This is a genomic window from Stenotrophomonas geniculata ATCC 19374 = JCM 13324 (assembly GCF_001431625.1).
GTDB lineage: Bacteria > Pseudomonadota > Gammaproteobacteria > Xanthomonadales > Xanthomonadaceae > Stenotrophomonas > Stenotrophomonas geniculata.
Map to the genome: position 1 here is coordinate 1 of NZ_LLXT01000131.1, position 22,232 is coordinate 22,232.

Genomic DNA, 22,232 nt, shown 5'->3' on the forward strand with positions numbered 1-22,232 from the left:
CCCCCGCCCCGCGCCCCTCCCGCCCGCTGCCGCCGGTAGCCATCGTGATCGGCGTGCTGTTCTTCTTCGGCCTGCTCGGGCTGATGATCTACGGGGTGATGAAATCGGGTGATCCGCAGCGCGACGTGCTGCCCTCGGCGCTGATCGACAAGCCGGCGCCGGCGTTCGCCCTGCCGGTGCTGCACGACCCGGAGATGATCGTGCACAGCGACGAACTGCGCGGCGCGCCTTACCTGTTGAACGTATGGGGCAGCTGGTGCGCGGCCTGCCGCGAGGAACACCCGGTGCTGACCCGTTTCGCCGAGAGCAAGCGCGTGCGCGTGATCGGCTACAACTGGAAGGACGAGCCGACCGATGCCCTGCACTGGCTGGAGCAGCTGGGCAACCCGTTCATGGTCGTGCTCAGTGATGTTGAAGGCCGCACCGCCATCGACTGGGGCGTGACCGCTGCACCGGAGACCTTCCTTGTCGACGGCAGCGGCATCGTGCGCTGGAAGTACAGCGGTGCGATGACCCAGCGCGTAGTCGACGAGAAGCTGATCCCGGCGCTGGAAAAGATCGAGAAGGCCCAGGGCAATGCCGGCAGCACGCTGCACACGGCGCCCTGAGCCCATGCGCTGGCTGCTGGCGTTGCTGCTTCTGATGCTGCCGCTGGCCGCAGTGGCACAGCAGCCGCTGCACGATCCCCAGCCGCTGCAGTTCCGCGATGGCGCCGAAGAACGCCGCTTCCATGACCTGGCCGCGCAGCTGCGCTGCGTGCAGTGCCAGAACCAGTCGCTGGCCGATTCCAACGCGCAGATCGCGCAGGATCTGCGCCGCGAGGTGCTGCAGCTGATGCAGCAGGGCCACGACGATGCACAGATCAAGCAGTTCCTGGTCGCCCGCTACGGTGAGTTCGTGCTCTATCAACCACCGTTGCAGCCGGGCACCTGGCTGCTGTGGGGCGGTCCCCTGCTGATGCTCGGCGCCGGCGCACTGGTGGTGCTGGGCATTGTCCGCCGTCGTGGCCGTACGGTCGGCGCAGCACCGGCCGGCAAGGCCGATGAAGGAGACGGATGGTGAGCCATTGGCTGCCGGTGCTGGCCGGTCTGGTTGCTGCGCTGATGGCAGCGCTGGTGCTGTGGCCGCTGCGCCACCACGGTCGTCGCGGTTTCGCGGTCGGCGTGTTCGCACTGGGCGTGGCCGGTGCCTGCCTGTATCTGCTGGTCGGTGATCCGCGTGCAGCACAGGTGCAACCGACGCCGTCGGTAGCCACCCTGCGCGATGGCGTACAGGCCCTGCAGGATGCACTGGAGCGTGACCCACAGCGGGCCGATGGCTGGGCACTGCTGGGCCGGTCGCAGGCCGAACTGGGCAACGCCGCAGCCGCGGCGGACGCCTTCGCACGTGCCGCCGCTCTCGCCCCGGAAGACCCCGGCGTGCTGGTGGAAGCGGCGCAGGCACGTGCGCAGGCCGATGCCGGTAAGCAGTTCGATGACACCGCGATGGCCTGGTTGCAACAGGCGCGTGCACAGGCACCCGATGCCGAGCGCGCCAGCTGGCTGCTGGGCATCGCCCTGCGCCAGCGCGGAAAGAATGCCGAGGCCGCGGATGTGTGGAGCGGCCTGCTGCCACGGCTTGAGCCCGGCGCCGCGCAGGCGCTGCAGGCGCAGATCGCCATCGCCCGCGAAGCCGCAGGCCTGGCACCCGATGCCGCCCCTGCAGCACCAGCGGCGCTGCTGCAGGTACGCGTGCAGCTGCCTGCGCTGGAGAATGCCGAGTGGCCGGCCAGCACCCGGGTATTCGTGCTGGCCCGCGCCGTGGGTGGACCGCCGATGCCGGTGGCCGCACGCAAGCTGCCGCTGGCCGGTTTCCCGGCCACGGTCGGGCTGGGCGACGCTGACAGCCCGATGCCGACCGCGCCGCTGTCGGCACATCGCGACGTGGAAGTGCTGGCACGCATCTCGCGTACTGGTAGCGCCAATCGCAGCGAGGGCGACCTGCAAAGCGACGTGGTGCGGGTGACGCTGCCGCATGACGGCGTGGTTGAGCTGCGGTTTCCCTGACTTGTAGAGCCGAGCCCACGCTCGGCTGCGATTGGGTTGCCGGCGCCCGCCAGCCGAGCATCGGCTCGGCTCTACAGCAGATCCACGCCATGCGTGAATACGACGGTCCGGTCCGCGTCCACCCGCTGCTGGAATCCAGCGTGTCGCCAGCTCCACATGCGGCCCCGCTAGAATGGCTGCATGACCGAATTCATCCCGCCCGGCACCCGCTTCCACGCCCTGCCCTCGCCCTTCCCGTTCAAGCGCGGGGGCGCCCTGCACGGCGCGCGCGTGGCCTACGAAACCTGGGGAACACTGGCGGCCGACGCCAGCAATGCGATCCTGATCGTCACCGGCCTCTCGCCGGATGCGCATGCCGCGGCCAACGACGCCAATCCGGCACCGGGCTGGTGGGAAGGCATGGTCGGCCCCGGCAAGCCGATCGATACCGACCGCTGGTTCGTGGTCTGCGTGAACTCGCTGGGCAGCTGCAAGGGTTCGACCGGTCCGGCCTCGCTCAATCCGGCCACGGGCGAACCGTATCGCCTCGACTTCCCCGAGCTGTCGATCGAAGACGGCGCACGCGCCGCCATCGAGGTCGTGCGCGCCCTGGGCATCGAGCAGCTGGCCTGCGTGGTCGGCAATTCGATGGGCGGCATGACCGCACTGGCCGTGCTGATGCTGCAGCCGGGCATCGCGCGCAGCCACGTCAACATTTCCGGCAGTGCGCAGGCGCTGCCGTTCTCGATCGCGATCCGTTCGCTGCAGCGCGAGGCGATCCGTCTTGATCCGCGCTGGAATGGTGGCCACTACGACGATGCCGAATACCCCGAGTCCGGCATGCGCATGGCGCGCAAGCTGGGCGTGATCACTTACCGCTCCGCACTGGAATGGGATGGCCGCTTCGGCCGCGTGCGGCTGGATTCGGATCAGACCGACGACGATCCGTTCGGCCTGGAGTTCCAGGTGGAAAGCTATCTGGAAGGCCACGCACGGCGCTTCGTGCGTTTCTTCGATCCGAACTGCTACCTGTACCTGAGCCGCTCGATGGACTGGTTCGACCTGGCTGAATATGCCGACGGCGACGTGCTGGCCGGGCTGGCGAAGATCCGGGTGGAAAAGGCGCTGGCGATCGGCGCCAACACCGACATCCTGTTCCCGGTGCAGCAGCAGCAACAGGTCGCCGACGGCCTGCGCGCCGGCGGCGCCGATGCGCGCTTCATCGGCCTGGAATCGCCACAGGGCCATGACGCCTTCCTCGTCGATTTCGAGCGTTTCGGCCCGGCCGTGCGCGGCTTTCTCGACGCGCTGTAGGTGGCATGGCGGCGTAATCTCGCGCTGGCCGCGTTCGGCGCGTTGATCGCGCTGACGGTCAGCGGCGTGCTGCCGCTGTGGCTGGGTGGGTGGTGCCTGCTCGCCAGCGCGGTGTCGTTCGGCCTGTACGGCCACGACAAGCGCGCGGCGCAGAGAAAGCAGTGGCGTATTCCGGAGCGCACATTACAGCTGCTGGCCTTTGCCGGCGGTTGGCCCGGCGCGCTGCTGGGCCAGGCGATGTTCCGCCACAAGCACCGCAAAGCCTCGTTCCAGTGGGTGTTCTGGCTGTGCGTGCTGGCCAACGTGGCCTCGATCGCGGTGATGCTGCGCGAGTTCTCGCGATAGCCAACCTGTAGAGCCGAGCCCATGCTCGGCTCCGTACAGAGGCAGCCGAGCATGGGCTCGGCTCTACAGTAGATCCACGCCAGGCGCGGATGTGCATCGGTCAAAGTTCGCGGACCAGCGCCCCATCGCGCAACCGGTACTGCGCATCGACCACGCCTTCAGGCAGGTCGTCGTGGGTGATCATCAACAGGCTGCGCCCGTCCAGCAACCCGGAAAGGTCCTGCAGCAGCGCACGTGCGGTATCCACGTCGAGGCCTTCGGTCGGTTCGTCCAGCAGCAGGATCGGCGCATTGCGCAGCAGTGCACGGGCCAGCGCCAGCCGCCGCGCCTGGCCGGCCGACATCGTCGCGCCGTTCTCGCCCACCCAGGCCTGCAGGCCACCGTTGCGCTCGGCCCATTCGCCCAGGCGCATGCGGCGCAGCACTGCCCACAAGGCGGCGTCGCTGGCATCGGGATCCCCCAGGCGCAGGTTCTCGGCCACGGTGCCGGCGAACACCGGCGCGTTCTGCGGCAACCAGGCCAGCTGCCGATGCCAGTCGGCCTGGCTGAAATCACGCAGGTCGATGCCACCATAGGTGATTCGCCCCTGCTGCGGATCCCACAGCCGCAGCAGCAGGCTGGACAGCGTGGTCTTGCCACTGCCGCTGTCGCCGCGGATGGCGATTCGTTCGCCCGGCGCGAGGGTCAACTGCAGGCCGGACAGCACCGGTCGCGCGGCGCCCGGCCACTGGAAATGCACGTCGTCCCAGTGCACGCGCGCAGCCTGCGGTACCGGCTGTGGCACGGCGGGATCCTCCACCGTCGGCGGCTGCTCGACGATGGCCTGCAACCGATCGGCGGCGATACGCCCGGACTGCAGTGACTGCCACGCCAAGCCCATCCCGGCCCACAGTTCGATCAGCGCGACGGTGAGGAACACCAGGCCCGCGGCCATTTCCGGCGCGATACGCTGCTGTTCGGCCGCGTGGAGCGCCAGTGCCAGCATCGCCACCAGCCCCAGCCCTGCGACCAGGCCATGCAGGGTCGAGGCCGCGATCAGGCGCCAGCGGCGCCGACGATCCCGCGAAGCCAGCTGCTTGGCGGCCACGCGCACCTTCAGCTGCCACGCCGCATCGGCATGCAGCGCGGCCAGATCGCCCGCGCCCTCCAACCCTTCAAAGGCGGCGGTGCGCAGTGCGGCGCGATGCGCGGCACGGTCCGCCTCTTCATCGTCACGACCGCGCACACCCAGCCACGGCACGCCGAAAGCGATCAGCAGCGCCAGCACTGCCAGCAACACCGCTGCCGACGGCAGGATCAGCGCCGCCGAGGCCACCGCCACCAGCGTCAGCGCACCCAGCGCCACCAGCGGCCCGATCGCACGCACCAGCAGGCCGTCCACTTCACCGATGTCACCGAGCAGGCGGGCCAGCAGATCGCCGGTGCGCGTCGCCCCCAGCCGTGCCGGTGCCAGCGGCAGCGCGCGGCGGAAGAACCACACGCGCAGGTCGCGGGCGATGCGCAGGGTGGCGTCGTGGCCCACCAGCTTTTCGAAGTAGCGCGACACGATGCGCGCCATGGTCAGCCCGCGGATACCCGCGGACGGCGAGAAGAAGTTGAAGCCCTGGCCGAGGCCGGCCGCACCGGCCAATGCAGCGGCGGTGAGGAAACCACCGGACAGGCCCAGCAGTGCGGTGCCGGCCAGCATGGTGGTCCACAACAGCAGGATCGTCAGCAGCAGGCGCGGCCGATGGCGCAGGAACACCGCACGCAACGAATCAGGTGAACGGCTCATGCGCGCACCGCCTGTGCCGGTTCCACCAGGCGGCCTTCCGGCAGCAGCAGGCAACGATCGGCCCAGGCGATCACCGCCGGGCTGTGGGTGGCGACCACCACGCTGCGGCCACGTGCATAGGCGGCCAGGCTGCGCAGCAGCGCCGCTTCGGTATCGGCATCGAGGAACGCGGTGGGTTCGTCCAGCAGCAGCACCTGCGGGTCGCGCAGCAGCAGGCGGGCCAGGCCGATGCGACGTGCCTCACCACCGGACAGGCCGAAGCCGCGCTCGCCGATCACCGTATCCAGTCCCTGTGGCAGGCGCTGCGCGAACTGCAGCACCTGTGAGGCCTCGGCCACTGCGCGCAACCGCGCGTCGCTGGCGCCGGGATCGGCCAGGCGCAGGTTGTCGGCGATGCTGCCGTGGAACAGGTACGGCCGCTGGCTGGCATAGGCTACCTGCACGCCGGGCCGCAGGTGCAGCTTGCCGGCACGCGGTGGCAGCCAGCCCGCCAGTGCTTCCAGCAGCGTGCTCTTGCCGGATCCACTGGGGCCGACCAGGGCCAGCCGCTGGCCCGGTTCCAGCAGCACATCCAGATCCTGCAGCACGTCGTGCGGCGCGCCCAACGGGCGCAGCACCAGCCCCTGCGCCTGCAGCGGCGGCAACGCGGCCTCGGCCGGTTCCACAGCCAGCGGCGCACTCTCGTTCTCGATCAGGCGCTGCTCGTCCGGCAATGACTGCAGCAGACGCTCAACCTCGGCCGCCGCGGCCAGTGCATTGGCGCGGTCGTGGTAGTGCGCAGCCAACCGCCGCAGCGGCGCGTAGAACTCCGGCGCCAGCAGCAGGCAGAACAGGCCCGCGCCCAGCGTCGGCACCGCCGAATGCAGCGACATCATGCCCAGATAGCTCAGGCCCAGGTACAGCGCGACCATCGCCACGCTCACCGAGGCAAAGAACTCCAGCACCGTGGACGAGAGGAAGGCGATCCGCAGCACTTTCAGCGTACGCACGCGCACACCTTCGGCGGCCGCCTCGATACCCTCCAGCTCGGCCTCGCCGCGGCCATACAGGCGCAGCAGGCCCAGGCCCTTGATGCGGTCGGCGAAGTGGCCGCTCATCCGCGCCAGCTCCCCCAACTGGGCGCGACCGGCGGCTTCGGCGCCCCAGCCCACCAGCATCATGAAGAACGGCACCAGCGGCGCGGTGAACAGCAGGATCAACGCCACCACCCAGTCAACCCAGGCCACCGCAGCCAGGATCAGCAGCGGCACCACCAGCACCTCGGTGCGCACCGGCAGGAACCCGCTGTAATAACTCTCGATCGCATCACCGTGATGCAGCATCAGTTCGCCCAGTTCGCCGGTGCGGCGCTGGCGCAGCCACAACGGGCCATGGCTGAGCAGTCGGGCGAACACTCGCTCGCGCAGGGCCAGCCGCGCGGCATCGGCTACATCCCCGGCAGCCGCCTGGGTGGCGCTGCCCAGCAGCGTGCGCAGCACCAGGATCACCACCAGCCCGCCCAGCACTGGCAGCCCCGAGGCCAGCGGCGCGCGCTCCACCAGCACCTGCTGCACCAGCCAGGCGATCGCGGCGGCCTGGCCGATCAGCAACGCACCGGACAGGCTGATGCACAGGGCCGCCAGGCGTTGGCGCCCCCGGGCGGAATGGGCCAGATCAGCCAGCCACGCCGCGCGGACACGGCGCTGGCGGGCAGTTTCGGCTTCCGGGGACAGGCTGTCAGGGGTCGTTTCGGCAGCGCTCAAGGGGTCTTCACGGGCAACGGGGGAGACACGGCATTGTAGGCGCAGGCAATGGCCGGCCTCTGCGGCCAGCGGTCGCAGTCTTCATCGGGTTGGCATACGATCAACCGGGGCACCTGTTCATACATTGATCTGGATCAAGGCTGTTTGAAGTAGTCGGTCACATCATTCACGTCGTAGACCACCCTTCCCGCCACCTGCAACGGCACTATCCAACGAGGTAGCCAGGCCATGATTGATCAGACAGTCGTAGAACTGTCGCGGCTGCAATTCGCGCTGACCGCGATGTACCACTTCCTATTCGTACCCCTCACCCTTGGCCTGTCGTTCATGGTGGCCATCATGGAGAGCGTGTACGTGATGACCGGCAAGGAGATCTGGCGCAGGATGACCCTGTTCTGGGGCGTCCTGTTCGGCATCAACTTCGCCATGGGCGTCGCCACCGGCATCGTCATGGAATTCCAGTTCGGCATGAACTGGTCCTACTACAGTCACTACGTGGGTGACATCTTCGGCGCGCCGCTGGCGATCGAAGGCCTGATGGCCTTCTTCCTGGAAGCCACCTTCGTCGGCCTGTTCTTCTTCGGCTGGAACCGCCTGAGCAAGGTCAAGCACCTGATGGTGACCTGGCTGATGGCACTGGGCACCAACCTGTCGGCGATCTGGATCCTGGTCGCCAACGGCTGGATGCAGAACCCGACCGGTGCAGTGTTCAATCCGGAAACCATGCGCATGGAAGTGGTCGACTTCATGGCGGTGGTGTTCAACCCGGTGGCGCAGGCCAAGTTCGTGCACACCGTCAGCGCCGGCTACGTGACCGGTGCGGTGTTCGTGATGGCGATCAGCGCGCTGTTCCTGCTGCGCAACAAGCACAAGGACCTGGCCCGACGTTCGTTCGCGGTGGCCGCGGCGTTCGGCCTGCTGTCCTCGCTGTCGGTGGTGGTGCTGGGTGACGAGAGTGGCTACGCCGCCAGCGAACACCAGAAGATGAAGCTGGCCGCGATCGAAGCGATGTGGGAGACCGAGCGTGCGCCGGCCGACTTCACCGCCTTCGGCATCCCGAACCAGGACACCCACCAGAACGACTACGCGGTGAAGATCCCGTACCTGATGGGCCTGATCGCCACCCGTTCGTTGAACCAGCCGATTCCGGGCATCCTGGAACTGGTCGAGCGCGCCGAACACCGCGTGCGTGGCGGCCAGCTGGCCTACGGCGCGCTGGAACGCCTGCGTGCGAACAAGAACGACGTCGAAGCACGCGAGATGTTCGACCGCCACTGGCAGGACCTGGGCCACGGCCTGCTGCTCAAGCGCTATCGCGATGACATCCTCAACGCCACCCCGCAGGAGATCTCGCAGGCGGCGATGGACACCGTGCCGCGCGTGATGCCGCTGTTCTGGACCTTCCGCGTGATGGCCGGCCTCGGCTTCTACCTGATCGCCTTCTTCGCACTGGCCTTCTACTACTCCTGCCGCAACAACTTCCAGGACAAGCGCTGGTTCCTCAAGCTGGCCCTGTGGACGCTGCCGGCACCGTGGATCGCGATCGAGTGCGGCTGGTTCGTGGCCGAGTATGGTCGCCAGCCGTGGGCGGTCGATGGCGTGCTGCCGACCTTCTATGCGGCATCGGGCCTGGCCCTGCATGAAATCGTGCTGACCCTGGCCGGCTTCACCGCGATCTACACCGCGCTGATCATGGTCGAGATCAAGCTGATGCTCAAGGCGATCCGCAAGGGGCCGGACGAACTGCTGCCGTCGCTGCAGTCGCCCCAGCCGCATGCTTCCCACAATGCCTCGGCGCCCGCCGCCGGCCAGGCCTGAGGCAGGAGAACCAAGATGGACTTCATTCTTCTGGACTACACCACGCTGCGCGTGATCTGGTGGCTGCTGCTCGGCATCCTGCTGATCGGTTTCGCCGTGATGGATGGTTTCGACCTGGGAGTGGGCACCCTGCTGCCCTTCGTCGCCCGCACTGACGCCGAACGCCGCCGGGTGATCAACACCATCGGCCCGGTCTGGGAAGGCAACCAGGTGTGGCTGATCCTGGGCGGTGGCGCGATCTTCGCCGCCTGGCCGCCACTGTATGCGGTCAGCTTCTCTGGCTTCTACCTGGCGATGTTCGTGATCCTGTTCGCCCTGATCCTGCGTCCGGTCGGCTTCAAGTTCCGCAGCAAGATGCCCAGCGAACGCTGGCGCAACACCTGGGACTGGGCGCTGTTCATCGGTGGCTTCATCCCGGCGCTGATCATGGGCGTGGCGGTGGGCAACGTGGTGCTGGGCGTGCCGTTCCACTTCGATGACAGCATGCGCATCTTCTACACCGGCTCGTTCTTCGGCCTGCTGATGCCCTTCGCGCTGCTGGCCGGCCTGCTCAGCGTGTCGATGCTGGTCGCCCACGGTGCCGCCATGCTGGTGCTGAAGACCGACGGCCCGGTGGCCGAACGTGCAGCCCGTTTCGGCAGCATCGCCGCGATCATCGCCTTCGTGCTGTTCGCAGTGGGCGGTGCCTGGGTGGCCTTCGGCCTGCCGGGTTACCAGATCACCTCGCAGGTGGTTACCGATGGCGCCACCAATCCGCTGCTGAAGACCGCCGAACTCGGCGCCGCCGGTGGCTGGATGCGCAACTACAGCGCGATGCCAGCCACGATCCTGGCACCGCTGCTGGGCCTGGCCGGCCTGCTGGCCAGTGCGGTGCTGCTGCGTGCCCGTCGCGGCGGGCTGGCCTTCATCGCTTCCGGTGCGGCCATCGCCGGCATCATCCTGACCGTCGGTTTCGCCATCTTCCCGTTCCTGCTGCCGTCCTCGAGCCAGCCCACCTCCAGCCTGACCGTGTGGGACGCCTCGTCCAGCCACCTGACCCTGTGGATCATGCTGCTGGCCACGGCGGTGTTCCTGCCGATCATCCTCGCCTACACCACCTGGGTGTACCGCGTGCTCAAGGGCAAGACCACCACCGAAGAGATGGGCAACAACCCGAACGCTTACTGATTGACGGTGTGCCGGCCCACGGCCGGCACACCCTTGAACAAAGGAGATCGACCATGTGGTATTTCGCCTGGATTCTCGGCGCCGGCCTCGCCTCGACGGTGGCCATCCTCAACGGCATGTGGTTCGAAGCCCGCGAGCAGAACCGTATCGAGAAAGAAAATCGTCGCTGAGCTGTAAAAAAACCTTGCCGCCTTGGCCTTCACACGGTATCTTAGGCGGCTCCTTCGGGGTGTAGCTCAGTCTGGTAGAGCGCTACGTTCGGGACGTAGAGGTCGCAGGTTCGAATCCTGTCTCCCCGACCACTCACGTGGTCGCATTGAAGCCTGGTGAAGTCGTCCAGGCTTTTTTGTTCCCTGAAGTGGCACTGCTTCGGCAGTGTGAAGAAAACAGCATTCACCCCTTGCCGCCATCGGGGTGAATCGCTAGAATAGGCGGCTCCCTTCGGGGTGTAGCTCAGTCTGGTAGAGCGCTACGTTCGGGACGTAGAGGTCGCAGGTTCGAATCCTGTCTCCCCGACCACTTCGGTGGTCACCAAGAAGCCTGGAAGACATCACTGTCCTCCGGGTTTTTTTGTGCCAAGCGCCGGGCCACCCGCATGACGGGACCTTGCCCGGCAGCGCACGTACAATGGCCGCGCTGCCGGCCCACCTGCAGCCCCCACCCCCACCTGCCGCTTCGGCGTAGACCGATGCCGGCGCTGCATGCCGTTGCTGCGGCGTGCGACACCTGCAAGGACCACCGATGAGTTCCTCCACTTCCGATTCGCCGTCGCTGCTGCACGGTCGCGTCCTCGCGTTTGCCGCGATCCTGCTGGCAGCGGTCAACCTGCGCACGGCGGTCACCTCGATCACCCCGCTGCTGGACGTGCTCGGCCAGCAGTTCGGCTTCGGCACCACCATGACCGGCGTGCTGGGCATGCTGCCGACCGCCTCGTTCGCGCTGTTCGGCGTGGCTACGCCGGCACTGGCGCGGCGCCTCGGCCTGGAGCGCACCACCCTGCTGGCGATGGTGATGGCGATGGCCGGCCTGCTGCTGCGCTCCAGCGCCGGCAACGTCGGCACGCTGTTGCTGGGTTCGGTGCTGGCGCTGGCCGGCATGGGCATCGGCAACGTGGTCGTGCCGCCGCTGGTGAAGCGTTACTTCGCCAACAAGGTCGGCACCATGAGTACGCTCTACATCAGTGTGCTGCAGCTGGGCACGATGCTGCCGGCGCTGCTCGCGGTGCCGATGGCCAACGCTGCCGGCTGGCGCGTGTCGCTGGGCATGTGGGCGCTGCTGGCACTGGCCGCCGCACTGCCCTGGCTGGTGCTGGCCAAGCGCGCGCCGAAGCCGCAGGCCGACGCCACCGACCCCACCGCGCAGCCGCATGGCAAGGTCTGGCGCACGTCGCTGGGCTGGAGCATGACGCTCATGTTCGGCATGACCTCGCTGATGACCTACTCGATGTTCACCTGGCTGCCGCGCATCGTGGTCGAGGCCGGTGGCACGCCCGCGTTCGGCGGCGTGATGGTGGCCGTGTTCTCGGCACTGGGCCTGCTACCGTCGCTGGTCATCCCGTCGATGGCGGTGCGCCTGCAGAACCCGTTCCCGCTGGTACTGATCGGCTTCTTCTCGTTCGTGATCGCCTTCACCGGCCTGCTGCTGGCACCGATGAAGGCCCCGCTGCTGTGGGCCTGCCTGCTCGGCGTCGGTCCGTCCACCTTCCCGCTGGCGCTGACCCTGATCAACCTGCGCACCCGCACCCCCACCGGCTCGGCGGCGCTGTCCGGGTTCATGCAGGGTGTGGGCTACAGCTTCAGCTGCCTGGGGCCGTTCCTGGTCGGCTGGCTGCACACCGTCAGCGACGGCTGGACGATCCCGTTCAGCTTCCTGTTCGGCTGCGCCACCCTGATGCTGTGCGCTTCCTGGGTGGCCTGCAAGCCGCGCAAGCTGGAAGACCTCTGGTAAGCCGCATGGGGCCAGCAACCGGCCCCATCTACCGCTCGTCAGCCCGTTTGCGCATTTTGACGCCGGGCTGACAATTCCGGGCGGATAGTGCCCACGAATGCCCATCCTTGCCGCGTGCCGGCATCGGGCATGGGGGCGGCAGCGCCGCCCAGGCCACCACTCGGTGCGCGGGGGACTCTCGTTTCAGACAAGACATTGCAGGTCGCTGTCCTGGTTTCGCCCATCCCTGCTGGATGGGAGTTCGCGAGGGGAGTGACGCAGGCCACGGCCACCCCAAAATCTGGCATGTGATGTGCGTCACATTTTTCAGGTTGTCTGGTTCGGAAGCCAAGGGGGTCCCCAATGGTTGTCCACCGCCGGCTGGCGCTCTGCGTCGGCCTTGCCTGTACCGCCCTGGCCTGGGCCAGCAGTGCTGCCCCGCCCGACCGCGAGGCGGCCCTGGCCGAGATCGGCCGCTACCGCGACCAGGCCCGCTGGCTGGATGCCCTCGGCGCCATCGAGCGCGCCAGCCAGCAGCAGCCCAACGACGATCTGCTGTTCAAGCTGCGCGTACTGACCCTGGGCGACATCGGCAATGCGTGGCGCGCCTGGGCGCTGTACCAGCAGCGCCCGCAGCTGTTCGACGCTGCACAGAAGCAGCGCATCGAAGGCGACTACCTGGCCAAGCTGGTGGTCTGGAGCCTGGCCTACAGCAGCAGCGAAGACAGCCGGCTGGAAGAGGCCGAATCAACCCTGGCGCGCATGCAGCGCTACCTGGGCGCCGAAGGCACTCCACCCGCGCAGGCGCCACTGCGCATCCGCATGGACCGGCTGATCCTGCTCAACCGGCTGGGCCGCCATGCGCAGGTGCGCGAGGAAGCCCGCGCACTGCAGGCCGAAGGCCATGCCCTGCCCGACTATGTGCTGCCCGCAGTGGGCGATTCGCTGATGGGCACCCTGCACCCGGAGGAAGCCATTCCGGTGCTGCAGGCAGCGGTCGCTGGCGATCCAACGCGCGACGCCTCGCATTCGGAACTGGCTTACGCCTACCTGGAAAGCGAGCAGCAGGAAAAGGCCGTCGACCTGCTGCAGGCGTGGCGCGACAAGGAACCTGCCTGGCGCTGGAGCAACGGGAAGTCGCCGTATCCAAACTGGTCGCGCTACGAGGCCGACCTCAACCTGGCGATGGTGCGCGCCTACAGCGGTGACCTGCCCACCGCGCAGCGCGATCTGGAATCGATGGTCGACATCGCACCGGGCAACGGCGGCCTGCAGAGTGCGCTGGGCAGTGTCTACATGATGCGCGGCTGGCCACGCAGGGCGCTGCAGCGGCAACAGATGGCGCATGCGCTGGACCCGCGCGACATCGAGCCACGGCTGGGCATGCAGGAAGCCTACGTCGCTCTGCAGCGTGATGACCTGGCGCGACCGCTGCACGACGATCTGGTCGCACGCTACCCCACCCAGCCCGCCGTCGAACGCATGGACCAGGCCTGGCGCGCGCATCGCGGTTGGCAGCTGAAGGCATGGACCGACATCGGACGCAGTTCCGGCGGGAGTGGCACCTCGCCGCTGGGCAACGATGATCGCCGCTATGGCATGGAGGTCCAGACACCCGTACTCGACGATCGCTGGCGGCTGTTCGTCTTCGCCGACCGGCGCTCGGTCGATTTCCAGGACCAGCGCATCGACCCGCTGTGGCTGGGCGCGGGCGTACGCTACCGCTTCGGCCGGCTGGATGCGGAAGCGGCCGTGCTGCGCGCCAACGACCACATTGGCGATACCGGCCTGCGCGTCGGCGTGGGCTGGCAGTTCAACGACTACTGGCATGCCGGACTGATTGCCGCACGCAATGATCCGGAGGCATCGATGCAGGCGCGCGTGGCCGGCATCACCGCTGACAGCGTCAGTGCGCAGGTCGACTATCGGCGCAGCGAACGCACGCACTGGGTGTTCGGCGCCAGTCGCTTCCGTTACGACGATGGCAACCATCGCGAACTGTTCAGCACCGCACTTGAACAGCGCCTGCTGACCCGCCCACGGTGGCTGATCGATGGCCTGGCCAGTGCCTACACCAGTCGTGGCAGCCGCGACGATGCCCCCTACTTCAACCCGAAGCGCGACCGCATGGTCGAGATCGGCCTGCGCATCGACCAGCAACTGTGGCGCCACTACGAACGCCACTTCCGGCACCGGCTGACCGTCTCGCTGGGCGACTACTGGCAGGACGGCTTCGGCAGTGCGCTGGTGCCGTCGGTGTCGTACATGCACGAGTGGCAGCTGGGCCAGGGCCGCGTGTTCGAGTATGGCGTGCGCTGGTCGCGGCCGGTCTACGACGGCCATCGCGAACGCCATATCGGCTTCGAAGCCGCACTGCGCTGGGGAGACTGACATGACCCGCATCCTGCGCCTGATCGTGCTCCTGCTGCTGTCGGCTGCGCCGCCGGCCTTCGCGCAGCAGGCCCTGCATCTCGATGCGATCGACAACGGCCTGCTGATCCTCAGCTACCACGACATCCGCGACCAGGTCGCAGCCAAGGGGGATGCCGATACCTATGCGGTGAGCACGCAGAACTTCGCCGCCCACCTGGACTGGCTGGGGGCACACGGTTACCACCCGGTGTCGCTGTCGCAGGTGATCGCGGCCTCGCAGGGGCGCGCCACGCTGCCTCCGAAACCGGTACTGCTGACCTTCGATGACGGCCTGCGCAGCGTCTACGACAAGGCCTTCCCGCTGCTGCAGGCCTACCGCTATCCGGCGCTGGTGGCGGTGATCACCGACTACGTGGACATGGCACCGGGCCGCACCATCGACTATGGCTACCGCCCGTTCGGCCGCGACGACTTCATCACCTGGGCACAGCTGAAGCAGATGCACGACAGCGGCCTGATCGAGGTGGCCAGCCATACCGACGATCTGCACCACGGGGTGCTTGCCAACCCGCAGGGAAATTCCACCCCTGCTGTCGTGACCCGCATCTACCGACCGGCCACGCACAGCTACGAGAGCGAGCCACAGTACGAGCAGCGCCTGCGCGCCGATCTCGGCCGCAGTGTGCAACGCATCCAGCAGCACCTGGGCGTGCGCCCGCGCGCCATCGTCTGGCCTTATGCAGCCTACAACCAGCTGAGCAACGACATTGCCGAGCAGCTGGGCATGCCAGTGTCCTTCGATCTGGAAGGCCGCAGCACGCCGGTGGCCAGCGACCTGCATGGCCTGGCGCGCTTCCTGGTCAGCGACAACCCGACCGTGGAGGCGCTGGCCTACGAACTGCGCCGCGACGTCGCGCTCGATGGCATCCGTGCCCTGCAGATCGACCTGGATGATGTGTACGACCCCGACCCCGCACAGCAGGCGCGCAATCTGGATGCGCTGATCGAGCGGGTCAAGCGCATCGCGCCGACGCACGTCTACCTGCAGGCGTTCGCCGATCCGGACGGCAACAACACCGCCGATGCACTGTACTTCCCGAACCGCCACATGCCGATGCGCGCGGACCTGTTCAGCCGCGTTGCCTGGCAGCTGAAATCGCGTGCGGGGGTGAAGGTCTACGCATGGCTGCCGGTGCTCGGCTTCGAGCTGCCCGACCCGGCGCAGCGCAAGGCGCTGGCGATCCGCAACGGCGATGCCGATGGCATGTACCGGCTGGATTTCACCAACCCGCGAGCGCGCCAGATCATGCTCGACATCTACGAGGACCTGGCGGTCAACTCGTACCTCGAGGGCCTGCTGTTCCATGACGATGGCTATCTGCGCGACACCGAGCTGCCCACGCTGGCGGCCGGCGATGGAGGCAGCGCACGCACGCAGGCATTGATCGACTTCACCCTGGCACTGCGCAACAGCGCGCAGCACTGGCGGCCGAAGCTGGCCACGGTGCGCAACCTGTACGCCGAACCGGTGCTGCGCCCGCAGAGCGAAGCCTGGTTCGCGCAGCGCCTGGACCTGTTCAACAAGGCCTACGACCAGACCGCACTGATGGCGATGCCGTGGATGGAAGGCAGCAAGCATCCGGAACGCTGGCTCGACCAGCTGTTGGGCGCGGTGCGTGCGCATGATCCACAGCTGCAGCACACCCTGTTCGAACTGCAGACCGTCGACTGGCGCAGCGGGCAACCGATTCCCGCCGAGCGCCTGCGCGCGCAGATCCGCCAGCTGCAGGCGCAGGGCGTGCACCACTTCGCCTGGTACCCGGACGACTTCATCGCCGACCAGCCCTCCACCCGCGATGCCCGCGCGGCGATGTCCGCCGGCAACTTCCCGTACCCGGAGAAGTGACATGGACATGCATCCGTTGCTGCAGGTCCTGTTCCAGTTCGCCTTCTACTACCCGATGGTGATGGCGTTCTTCTGGATGTCGGGCGGCCTGTATTACTACTTCCGGCGCGAACGCCATTCGCGTCCACGCAACGACCCGCCGCTGATGGTCGATCCACCGTTCGCGAGCCTGCTGATTCCCTGTCACAACGAGTCCGCGAACCTCGACGACACGCTCGGCGCGGCGCTGGCACAGCGCTACCCGGCCGACTACGAAGTGATCGCCATCGACGACGGCAGCAGCGACGACACCGGTGCGCGGCTGGACGCCCTGGCGGCAAAGCACCCACGGCTGCGCGTGCTGCACCTGGACCGCAACCTGGGCAAGGCCAATGCGCTGCGCATGGGTGCACTCGCCGCGCGTTCGGAGTACCTGGTGTGCATCGACGGCGACGCGATGCTGGAGGAGCATGCGCTGCACTGGATGATCTGGCACCTGGTCAGCGGCAACCGGGTCGGCGCGGTGACCGGCAATCCGCGCATCCGCAACCGCTCCACCCTGCTCGGACGCCTGCAGGTGGCCGAGTTCTCCTCGATCATCGGCATGATCAAGCGCGCGCAGCGCGTATACGGGCGCATCTTCACCATCTCCGGGGTGATCGCCGGCTTCCGCCGTACCGCCCTGCACCAGGTGGGCTGGTGGTCGGATGACATGGTGACCGAAGACATCGACATCAGCTGGCGCCTGCAGCGGGCGCACTGGGACATTCGCTACGAACCCAACGCACTGTGCTTCATCCTGATGCCGGAAACGCTGAAGGGGCTGTGGAGGCAGCGGCTGCGCTGGGCCCAGGGTGGCGTGGAGGTGATGCTGCGCCACGCCCGCTCGCTGCTGCACTGGAAGGAGCGGCGCATGTGGGGCGTACTGCTGGAGTACGTGCTGAGCGTGATCTGGGCTTACACCATGTTGTTCATCGTGGTGCTGTGGGCGCTGGGCAAGTTCATCGAACTGCCGCCGCAGCTGCATATCGCCAGCCTGCTGCCGGAATGGCACGGCGTGATCCTGGCCCTGGTCTGCCTGCTGCAGTTCGCCAGCAGCCTGATCATCGACCGTCGTTACGAAACACAGATTGGACGCAACTACTTCTGGGTCATCTGGTACCCGATGGCGTACTGGTTGATCAGCCTTTCCACCACCCTGGTGGCGTTGCCGAAAACCCTGCTGCGCCGTCGCAGCAAGCGCGCCACCTGGACCAGTCCCGATCGGGGGATCCGATGAACGCACAACGCCCGTCCAACCGCTTCGACTCGCGGATGATCCGCAAGCCGCATCGCCAACCACGCTTCCAGCGCACCGCCTGGGGCTTCGTCACCCTCGCGTTCTGGGGGTTCTACTTCTACCTGTGGGCACCGTTGGTGACCCTGCTCTCGTGGCTGATCGGCGGGCAGATGGCCTGGCAGCAGCTGTACGAGCGCAAGAACCAGTTCGACCCCTATGTGCTGGTGGCGCTGCCGCTGATGCTGCTGTGTGCCAGCGTGCTGCTGATCGGCTGGGCCGAGTACAACCGCGCGCGCTTCCGCGGCCACGACCGGCGCCTGCCGCGGCCGCTGGCCAGCCTCAACGAAGTGGCCGCCGACCTGGGGGCCAGCACCGGGCTGGCCGAGCGCCTGCTCGGCTGCAAGGCCGCCACGCTGCACATGGACGATCACGCGCGGCCGATCGGCATCCGCCGCGAGGTGGTGTAACCCGACAACCCGGTGGGTGCCGACCCTGGTCGGCACTTGCTTTGGTAGATGCCGACCTTGGTCGGCACCGGGGTCTACCGCGAAGACCATCCACGCACGGCGTGGATCTACGTGCGCGTCTGCCCTTCACCGCGCACGACGAACCGTTCGACGGTGAGTGCTTCCAGGCCCATCGGGCCGTAGGCGTGCAGGCGCGTGGTGGAAATACCGATCTCGCTGCCCAGGCCCAACTGCCCACCATCGGAAAAGCGCGATGAGGCATTCACCATCACCACCGCCGAACGCAGCGCGTTGACGAAGCGCTCGGCGTGGACCGCCTCTTCGGTCGCAATCACTTCGGTATGGTCGGAGGTATAGCGGCGGATGTGCGCGATGGCCGCATCGAGGTCATCCACCACCCGCACGGCCAGCACCAGATCCAGGAACTCGGCGGCGTAATCCGCATCGGTGGCTGCGTTGCTACCCGGCAGCAACGGCTGCGCAGCCGCGTCGGCGCGCAGCTCCACGCCGCGCTCGCCGAGCGCCTGTGCCACGCGCGGCAGGAACGCTTCGGCCACATCACGGTGCACCAGCAGGGTCTCCAGCGAATTGCAGGCCGACGGACGACTGCACTTTCCGTCCACAAGCAGATCGATGGCTTTGCCGAGGTCGGCGCTGGCATCCACGAACAGGTGGCAGACACCCTTGTAGTGCTTGATCACCGGCACCCGCGCATGTTCGGCAACGAAGCGGATCAGGCCTTCGCCGCCGCGCGGAATCGCCAGATCGATCAGTTCCTGCAGCTGCAGCAGTTCCAGCATCGCTTCGCGGCGCAGGTCGGTCAGCACGGTCACCGCCGCCGGTGGCACGCCATTGGCCTTGAGCGCGCCCGCCAACGCCTGGGCGATGGCTGTGTTGGAATGGATGGCTTCGGAGCCACCGCGCAGGATCACGCCATTGCCGGCCTTCAGGCACAGCGCAGCCGCTTCGGCGGTCACGTTCGGGCGCGCCTCATAGATCATTGCGATCACACCCAGCGGCACGCGTACCTTCTGCACGCGGATGCCGTTTGGACGCACATCGTCGCGGGTGATCTGGCCGACGGGATCGGGCAGCGCGGCGACCTCACGCACGGCTTCGGCCATCGCGAACAGGCGTGCCGGGTCCAGCGCCAGGCGGTCGAGCATGGCGCTGCCAACGCCCTTGTCGCGCGCGGCGGCGAGGTCACGTGCATTACCGGCAAGGATCAGCCCGGCATTCACTTCCAGCGCCTGTGCCATGGCCAGCAGCAGCGTGCGGCGGGCCGCACTGTCGAGGCCGGCAACGTTCTGGGCCGCGTCACGGCAGGCACGCGCCTGCGTTTCGATGTCGCTCATCGGGGAGTCCTTCAAACCGGTCATGGCAGCACCAGATCGTCGCGATGGACGACGCTGCCGCCGTAGTTGTAGCCCAGCACGGCCTCGATGTCGCGCGAATGGCGGCCGGCGATCCGGCGCACATCGTCGGCCGCGTACTGGCTGACGCCGCGCGCGACGCAGACACGGCCCTGCGGCGCGTTCCAGCACACCTGCACCATGTCGCCACGGCGGAACACGCCCTCCGCGCCGGTGATGCCACCGGGCAGCAGCGAGGCGCCCTTCTCGCGCATGGCCTGCGCCGCGCCGGCATCGATCACGATCGCGCCCTCGACCAGCGGCGCGTGCCGCAGCCAGTGCTTGCGTGCGGCCTCGCGGCTGCGTGCGGCATGGATACGGGTACCGAACAGGCGATCCTGCGCCAGCGCGCGCACCACGTCGCCACTGCGGCCATTGAACAGATAGGTTTCTATGCCGAGGCGACCGGCCTTCGCCGCCGCCTCCAGCTTGGTGCGCATGCCGCCGGTACCAGCGCGCGAGCCGGCGCCACCGGCCATCGCCAGCACCTCGTCACTCAGTTCCGGCACGTCGTGCAACGGCCGCGCGTCGGCCACGGTGCGCGGGTCGGCGCTGTACAGGCCGTCGATGTCAGTGGCGATGAACAGTGCATCGGCATCGACCAGCGCCGCCACGGTCGCGGCCAGGTTGTCGTTGTCGCCGAGCTTGAGCTCGTCCACCGACACGGTGTCGTTCTCGTTGACCACCGGCAACGCACCCAGCCGCAGCAGTTCGTTGAGGGTAGCGCGTGCGTTGAGGTAGCGGCGGCGGTTGCGCAGGTCGTCGTGGGTCAGCAGCACCTGCGCCACCGGGCGCTCGAAGAAGCGCTGCCAGAGCCCGATCAGCTGGGCCTGGCCGAGCGCGGCCAGCGCCTGCCGCGCCGCCATCGCCGCGCCGGGCTCATCGGCCCGCGGCAGGATCGCGCGCCCGGCAGCGACCGCGCCGGACGATACGATCACTACCTCACGCCCGGCCAGTACATTGGCCGAGACGAACTGTGCCAGGCCCAGCGCGTGGCGTGGCGACAGGCCGCCGCCATCGGCTGCCAGCAGGCTGCTGCCGACCTTCAGCACTGCACGCCGCCATGGTGGCAGCGCTTGTTCGGGGAACGGCGAGGCGACGTGGGCAGCGTGCTGGATCATCGGTCAGGCTCTCAGCGAGTGTTCCATTCGTGCACGGTCAGGTCGGAGGCCTGCATCGTCACCAGCGGATCGGTGGCGACGATGGCCTGTGCCTGCGCCAGGCTGTCCACGTTGCACAGCACATAGGCGCCACCGCTGCCATCGGCGAAGCCGCCGGTCAGCTGCAGCTTTCCCTGCGCCTGCAACGCATCGAGGAAGTCACGATGCGGCTGCACGGCGGCGGCATTGAAACCGGGCCGGCGCATGGCCAACACCAGGTAGACCGTGCCCGCCATCAGGACAGCGCCTGCCAGCGCGCGCGCAGTTCATCCAGGCGCAGGTCGGCTGCCGAACCCGGCGACACGCGAGCGGCCAGGCTGCCTTCCGGCGTGCGCCCCTGCCCTGCACTATCGGCACCGGCCGCAGCGGCCTTGTAGGCCTCGCGGAACGGCACACCAGCCACGGCCGCTTCCACGGCAACGTCGGTGGCATACATGCCCGAGTCGATCGCTGCGCGCAGCCTGTCGTCACGCCACTCCAGATTGGCCAGCAGCGCCGGCAGCAGCTCCAGCGCGGCCAGGCCACGGCCGAAGCCATGGAAGATGGCGCCCTTGGACGACTGCAGGTCGCGATGGTAGCCCGACGGCAGCGACAGCAGCTGCTCGATCTCGGTGCGCGCGGCGGCGACGCTGGCATGGGTGGCGCGCATCAGCTCGATCACATCCGGGTTGCGCTTGTTGGGCATGATCGAGCTGCCGGTGGTGTACTGCGCCGGCAGTGCGACGAAGCCGAACTCGGCGCTGGTGAACAGCGACAGGTCCCAGGCGATGCGGCGCAGGTCCAGGGTGGCGCCACCGAGGGCTTCCAGCGCGGCCAGCTCGAACTTGCCCCGCGACAGCTGCGCGTAGATCGGCGAGATCTGCATGCGCGCGAAACCGAGCGCAGCCGTGGTGTGTTCGCGGTCCAGCGGCAGATTGACGCCATAACCGGCGGCGGTGCCCAGCGGGTTGGCATCGATCAGTGCATGGGTGTCACGGGCGCGGATGGCATTGTCGATGAAGGCCTCGGACCAGCCCGCCCACCACATGCCGGCCGAGGACACCACGGCACGCTGGATGTGGGTATAGCCGGGTATCGGCAGGTCCTTCTCGGCCTGCGCACGGTCCAGCGCGACCTTGGCCACTTCGGCGCTGAGCTGCGCCACGCGCTGCAGCTTCTCTTTCAGCCACAGGCGGGTGGCCACCAGGATCTGGTCGTTGCGGCTGCGGCCGGTGTGGATCTTGCGGCCGGCGTCGCCGAGGCGTTCGGTCAACCGCGCTTCGATCGCCGAGTGGCCATCTTCGTACTGCGTATCCAGCACGAAGCGGCCTTCGCGGAAGTCCTGCGCCAGGATCTCCAGTTCGCGCAGCAGGCCTTCCAGCTCGTCGGCGCTGAGGATGCCGATGTGCTGCAGGCCCTGTGCATGCGCGGCGCTGGCGGCGATGTCGTGCAGGAAGAATTCGCGATCGAGGATCACGTCGTCGCCGGCGAGGAAGGTCTGGATCTGGGCGTCGACGGCGACGCCGGGCTTCTGCCAAAGAAGGTCTGCCATGGGGGCTCCGGAATA

19 protein-coding genes and 2 tRNA genes are annotated in these 22,232 nt (G+C 67.8%); 15 read left to right on the forward strand and 6 right to left on the reverse strand.

The annotated features are described in order from the left end of the window. The 5 genes from ARC63_RS16840 to ARC63_RS16860 form a co-directional block, all read left to right on the forward strand. Positions 1-608 (forward strand): DsbE family thiol:disulfide interchange protein (locus tag ARC63_RS16840; RefSeq protein WP_231298650.1); only part of this gene is annotated, 608 nt, incomplete at its 5' end. 4 nt (positions 609-612) lie between these two features. Beyond that, positions 613-1,062 (forward strand): cytochrome c-type biogenesis protein, encoded by a 450-nt coding sequence (locus ARC63_RS16845; RefSeq protein WP_019336393.1) that lies wholly within the window; start codon positions 613-615, stop codon positions 1,060-1,062. Continuing rightward, positions 1,056-2,045 carry a tetratricopeptide repeat protein gene (locus ARC63_RS16850; RefSeq protein ID WP_057503874.1) on the forward strand — a complete coding sequence of 330 codons (990 nt, stop codon included), beginning with the start codon at positions 1,056-1,058 and terminating at the stop codon, positions 2,043-2,045. Before ARC63_RS16845 ends, ARC63_RS16850 begins: the two co-directional genes overlap by 7 nt. A gap of 180 nt (positions 2,046-2,225) precedes the next feature. Then, on the forward strand, positions 2,226-3,338 hold the full coding sequence (gene metX, locus ARC63_RS16855; RefSeq protein ID WP_049408994.1) for a homoserine O-acetyltransferase MetX: 1,113 nt from the start codon (positions 2,226-2,228) through the stop codon (positions 3,336-3,338). Next, entirely contained in the window at positions 3,339-3,683 is a 345-nt protein-coding gene (locus ARC63_RS16860) for a DUF1294 domain-containing protein (RefSeq protein ID WP_019336390.1), read from the forward strand. 100 nt (positions 3,684-3,783) lie between these two features. On the opposite strand, the gene cydC is transcribed toward ARC63_RS16860, so the two are convergent. Further along, complete coding sequence (gene cydC, locus ARC63_RS16865; RefSeq protein ID WP_049453052.1) at positions 3,784-5,457, reverse strand: thiol reductant ABC exporter subunit CydC; 1,674 nt, start codon at positions 5,455-5,457, stop codon at positions 3,784-3,786. After that, positions 5,454-7,199, reverse strand: coding sequence for a thiol reductant ABC exporter subunit CydD (gene cydD / locus ARC63_RS16870; protein WP_057503875.1), 1,746 nt, complete (start codon positions 7,197-7,199; stop codon positions 5,454-5,456). The genes cydC and cydD overlap by 4 nt, the downstream gene beginning before the upstream one ends. 228 nt (positions 7,200-7,427) lie before the next feature. On the opposite strand from cydD, the gene ARC63_RS16875 reads away from it, so the two are divergent. The 10 genes from ARC63_RS16875 (at position 7,428) to pgaD (ending at position 18,114) form a co-directional block, all read left to right on the forward strand. After that, positions 7,428-9,017 (forward strand): cytochrome ubiquinol oxidase subunit I, encoded by a 1,590-nt coding sequence (locus ARC63_RS16875; RefSeq protein WP_057503876.1) that lies wholly within the window; start codon positions 7,428-7,430, stop codon positions 9,015-9,017. Positions 9,018-9,032: 15 nt separating this feature from the next. Next, positions 9,033-10,184 (forward strand): cytochrome d ubiquinol oxidase subunit II, encoded by a 1,152-nt coding sequence (cydB, locus tag ARC63_RS16880; RefSeq protein ID WP_057503877.1) that lies wholly within the window; start codon positions 9,033-9,035, stop codon positions 10,182-10,184. 53 nt (positions 10,185-10,237) lie between these two features. Then, positions 10,238-10,354 (forward strand): cytochrome bd-I oxidase subunit CydX, encoded by a 117-nt coding sequence (gene cydX / locus ARC63_RS16885; RefSeq protein WP_005410354.1) that lies wholly within the window; start codon positions 10,238-10,240, stop codon positions 10,352-10,354. A gap of 55 nt (positions 10,355-10,409) precedes the next feature. Next, a tRNA-Pro gene (locus ARC63_RS16890) sits at positions 10,410-10,486 on the forward strand. A 140-nt stretch (positions 10,487-10,626) separates the two neighbouring features. Then, a tRNA-Pro gene (locus tag ARC63_RS16895) sits at positions 10,627-10,703 on the forward strand. Positions 10,704-10,925: 222 nt separating this feature from the next. Next, positions 10,926-12,131: a CynX/NimT family MFS transporter gene (locus ARC63_RS16900; protein ID WP_043400972.1), complete on the forward strand. Its 1,206-nt coding sequence runs from the start codon at positions 10,926-10,928 to the stop codon at positions 12,129-12,131. Between the two features lie 342 nt (positions 12,132-12,473). Then, complete coding sequence (pgaA, locus tag ARC63_RS16905; protein ID WP_019336643.1) at positions 12,474-14,501, forward strand: poly-beta-1,6 N-acetyl-D-glucosamine export porin PgaA; 2,028 nt, start codon at positions 12,474-12,476, stop codon at positions 14,499-14,501. Position 14,502: 1 nt separating this feature from the next. Next, on the forward strand, positions 14,503-16,389 hold the full coding sequence (pgaB, locus tag ARC63_RS16910; protein WP_043400969.1) for a poly-beta-1,6-N-acetyl-D-glucosamine N-deacetylase PgaB: 1,887 nt from the start codon (positions 14,503-14,505) through the stop codon (positions 16,387-16,389). Position 16,390: 1 nt separating this feature from the next. Continuing rightward, the gene (gene pgaC / locus ARC63_RS16915; protein ID WP_010486660.1) at positions 16,391-17,647 is read left to right on the forward strand and encodes a poly-beta-1,6-N-acetyl-D-glucosamine synthase; all 1,257 of its coding nucleotides are present in this window, start codon (positions 16,391-16,393) and stop codon (positions 17,645-17,647) included. After that, positions 17,644-18,114 carry a poly-beta-1,6-N-acetyl-D-glucosamine biosynthesis protein PgaD gene (gene pgaD, locus ARC63_RS16920; protein ID WP_010486657.1) on the forward strand — a complete coding sequence of 157 codons (471 nt, stop codon included), beginning with the start codon at positions 17,644-17,646 and terminating at the stop codon, positions 18,112-18,114. Before pgaC ends, pgaD begins: the two co-directional genes overlap by 4 nt. Positions 18,115-18,221: 107 nt before the next feature. Here pgaD and ARC63_RS16925 read toward each other — a convergent pair whose 3' ends face one another. The 4 genes from ARC63_RS16925 to argH are packed head-to-tail and all read right to left on the reverse strand — an operon-like array spanning position 18,222 to position 22,217. After that, positions 18,222-19,493, reverse strand: coding sequence for a glutamate-5-semialdehyde dehydrogenase (locus ARC63_RS16925; RefSeq protein ID WP_057503878.1), 1,272 nt, complete (start codon positions 19,491-19,493; stop codon positions 18,222-18,224). Beyond that, entirely contained in the window at positions 19,490-20,647 is a 1,158-nt protein-coding gene (gene proB / locus ARC63_RS16930) for a glutamate 5-kinase (RefSeq protein ID WP_057503879.1), read from the reverse strand. The genes ARC63_RS16925 and proB overlap by 4 nt, the downstream gene beginning before the upstream one ends. 11 nt (positions 20,648-20,658) lie before the next feature. After that, entirely contained in the window at positions 20,659-20,922 is a 264-nt protein-coding gene (locus ARC63_RS16935; RefSeq protein ID WP_010486652.1) for a YciI family protein, read from the reverse strand. Then, positions 20,922-22,217, reverse strand: a complete 1,296-nt coding sequence (gene argH, locus ARC63_RS16940; RefSeq protein ID WP_019336646.1) for an argininosuccinate lyase — start codon at positions 22,215-22,217, stop codon at positions 20,922-20,924. Before argH ends, ARC63_RS16935 begins: the two co-directional genes overlap by 1 nt. Positions 22,218-22,232 lie beyond the last annotated feature (15 nt).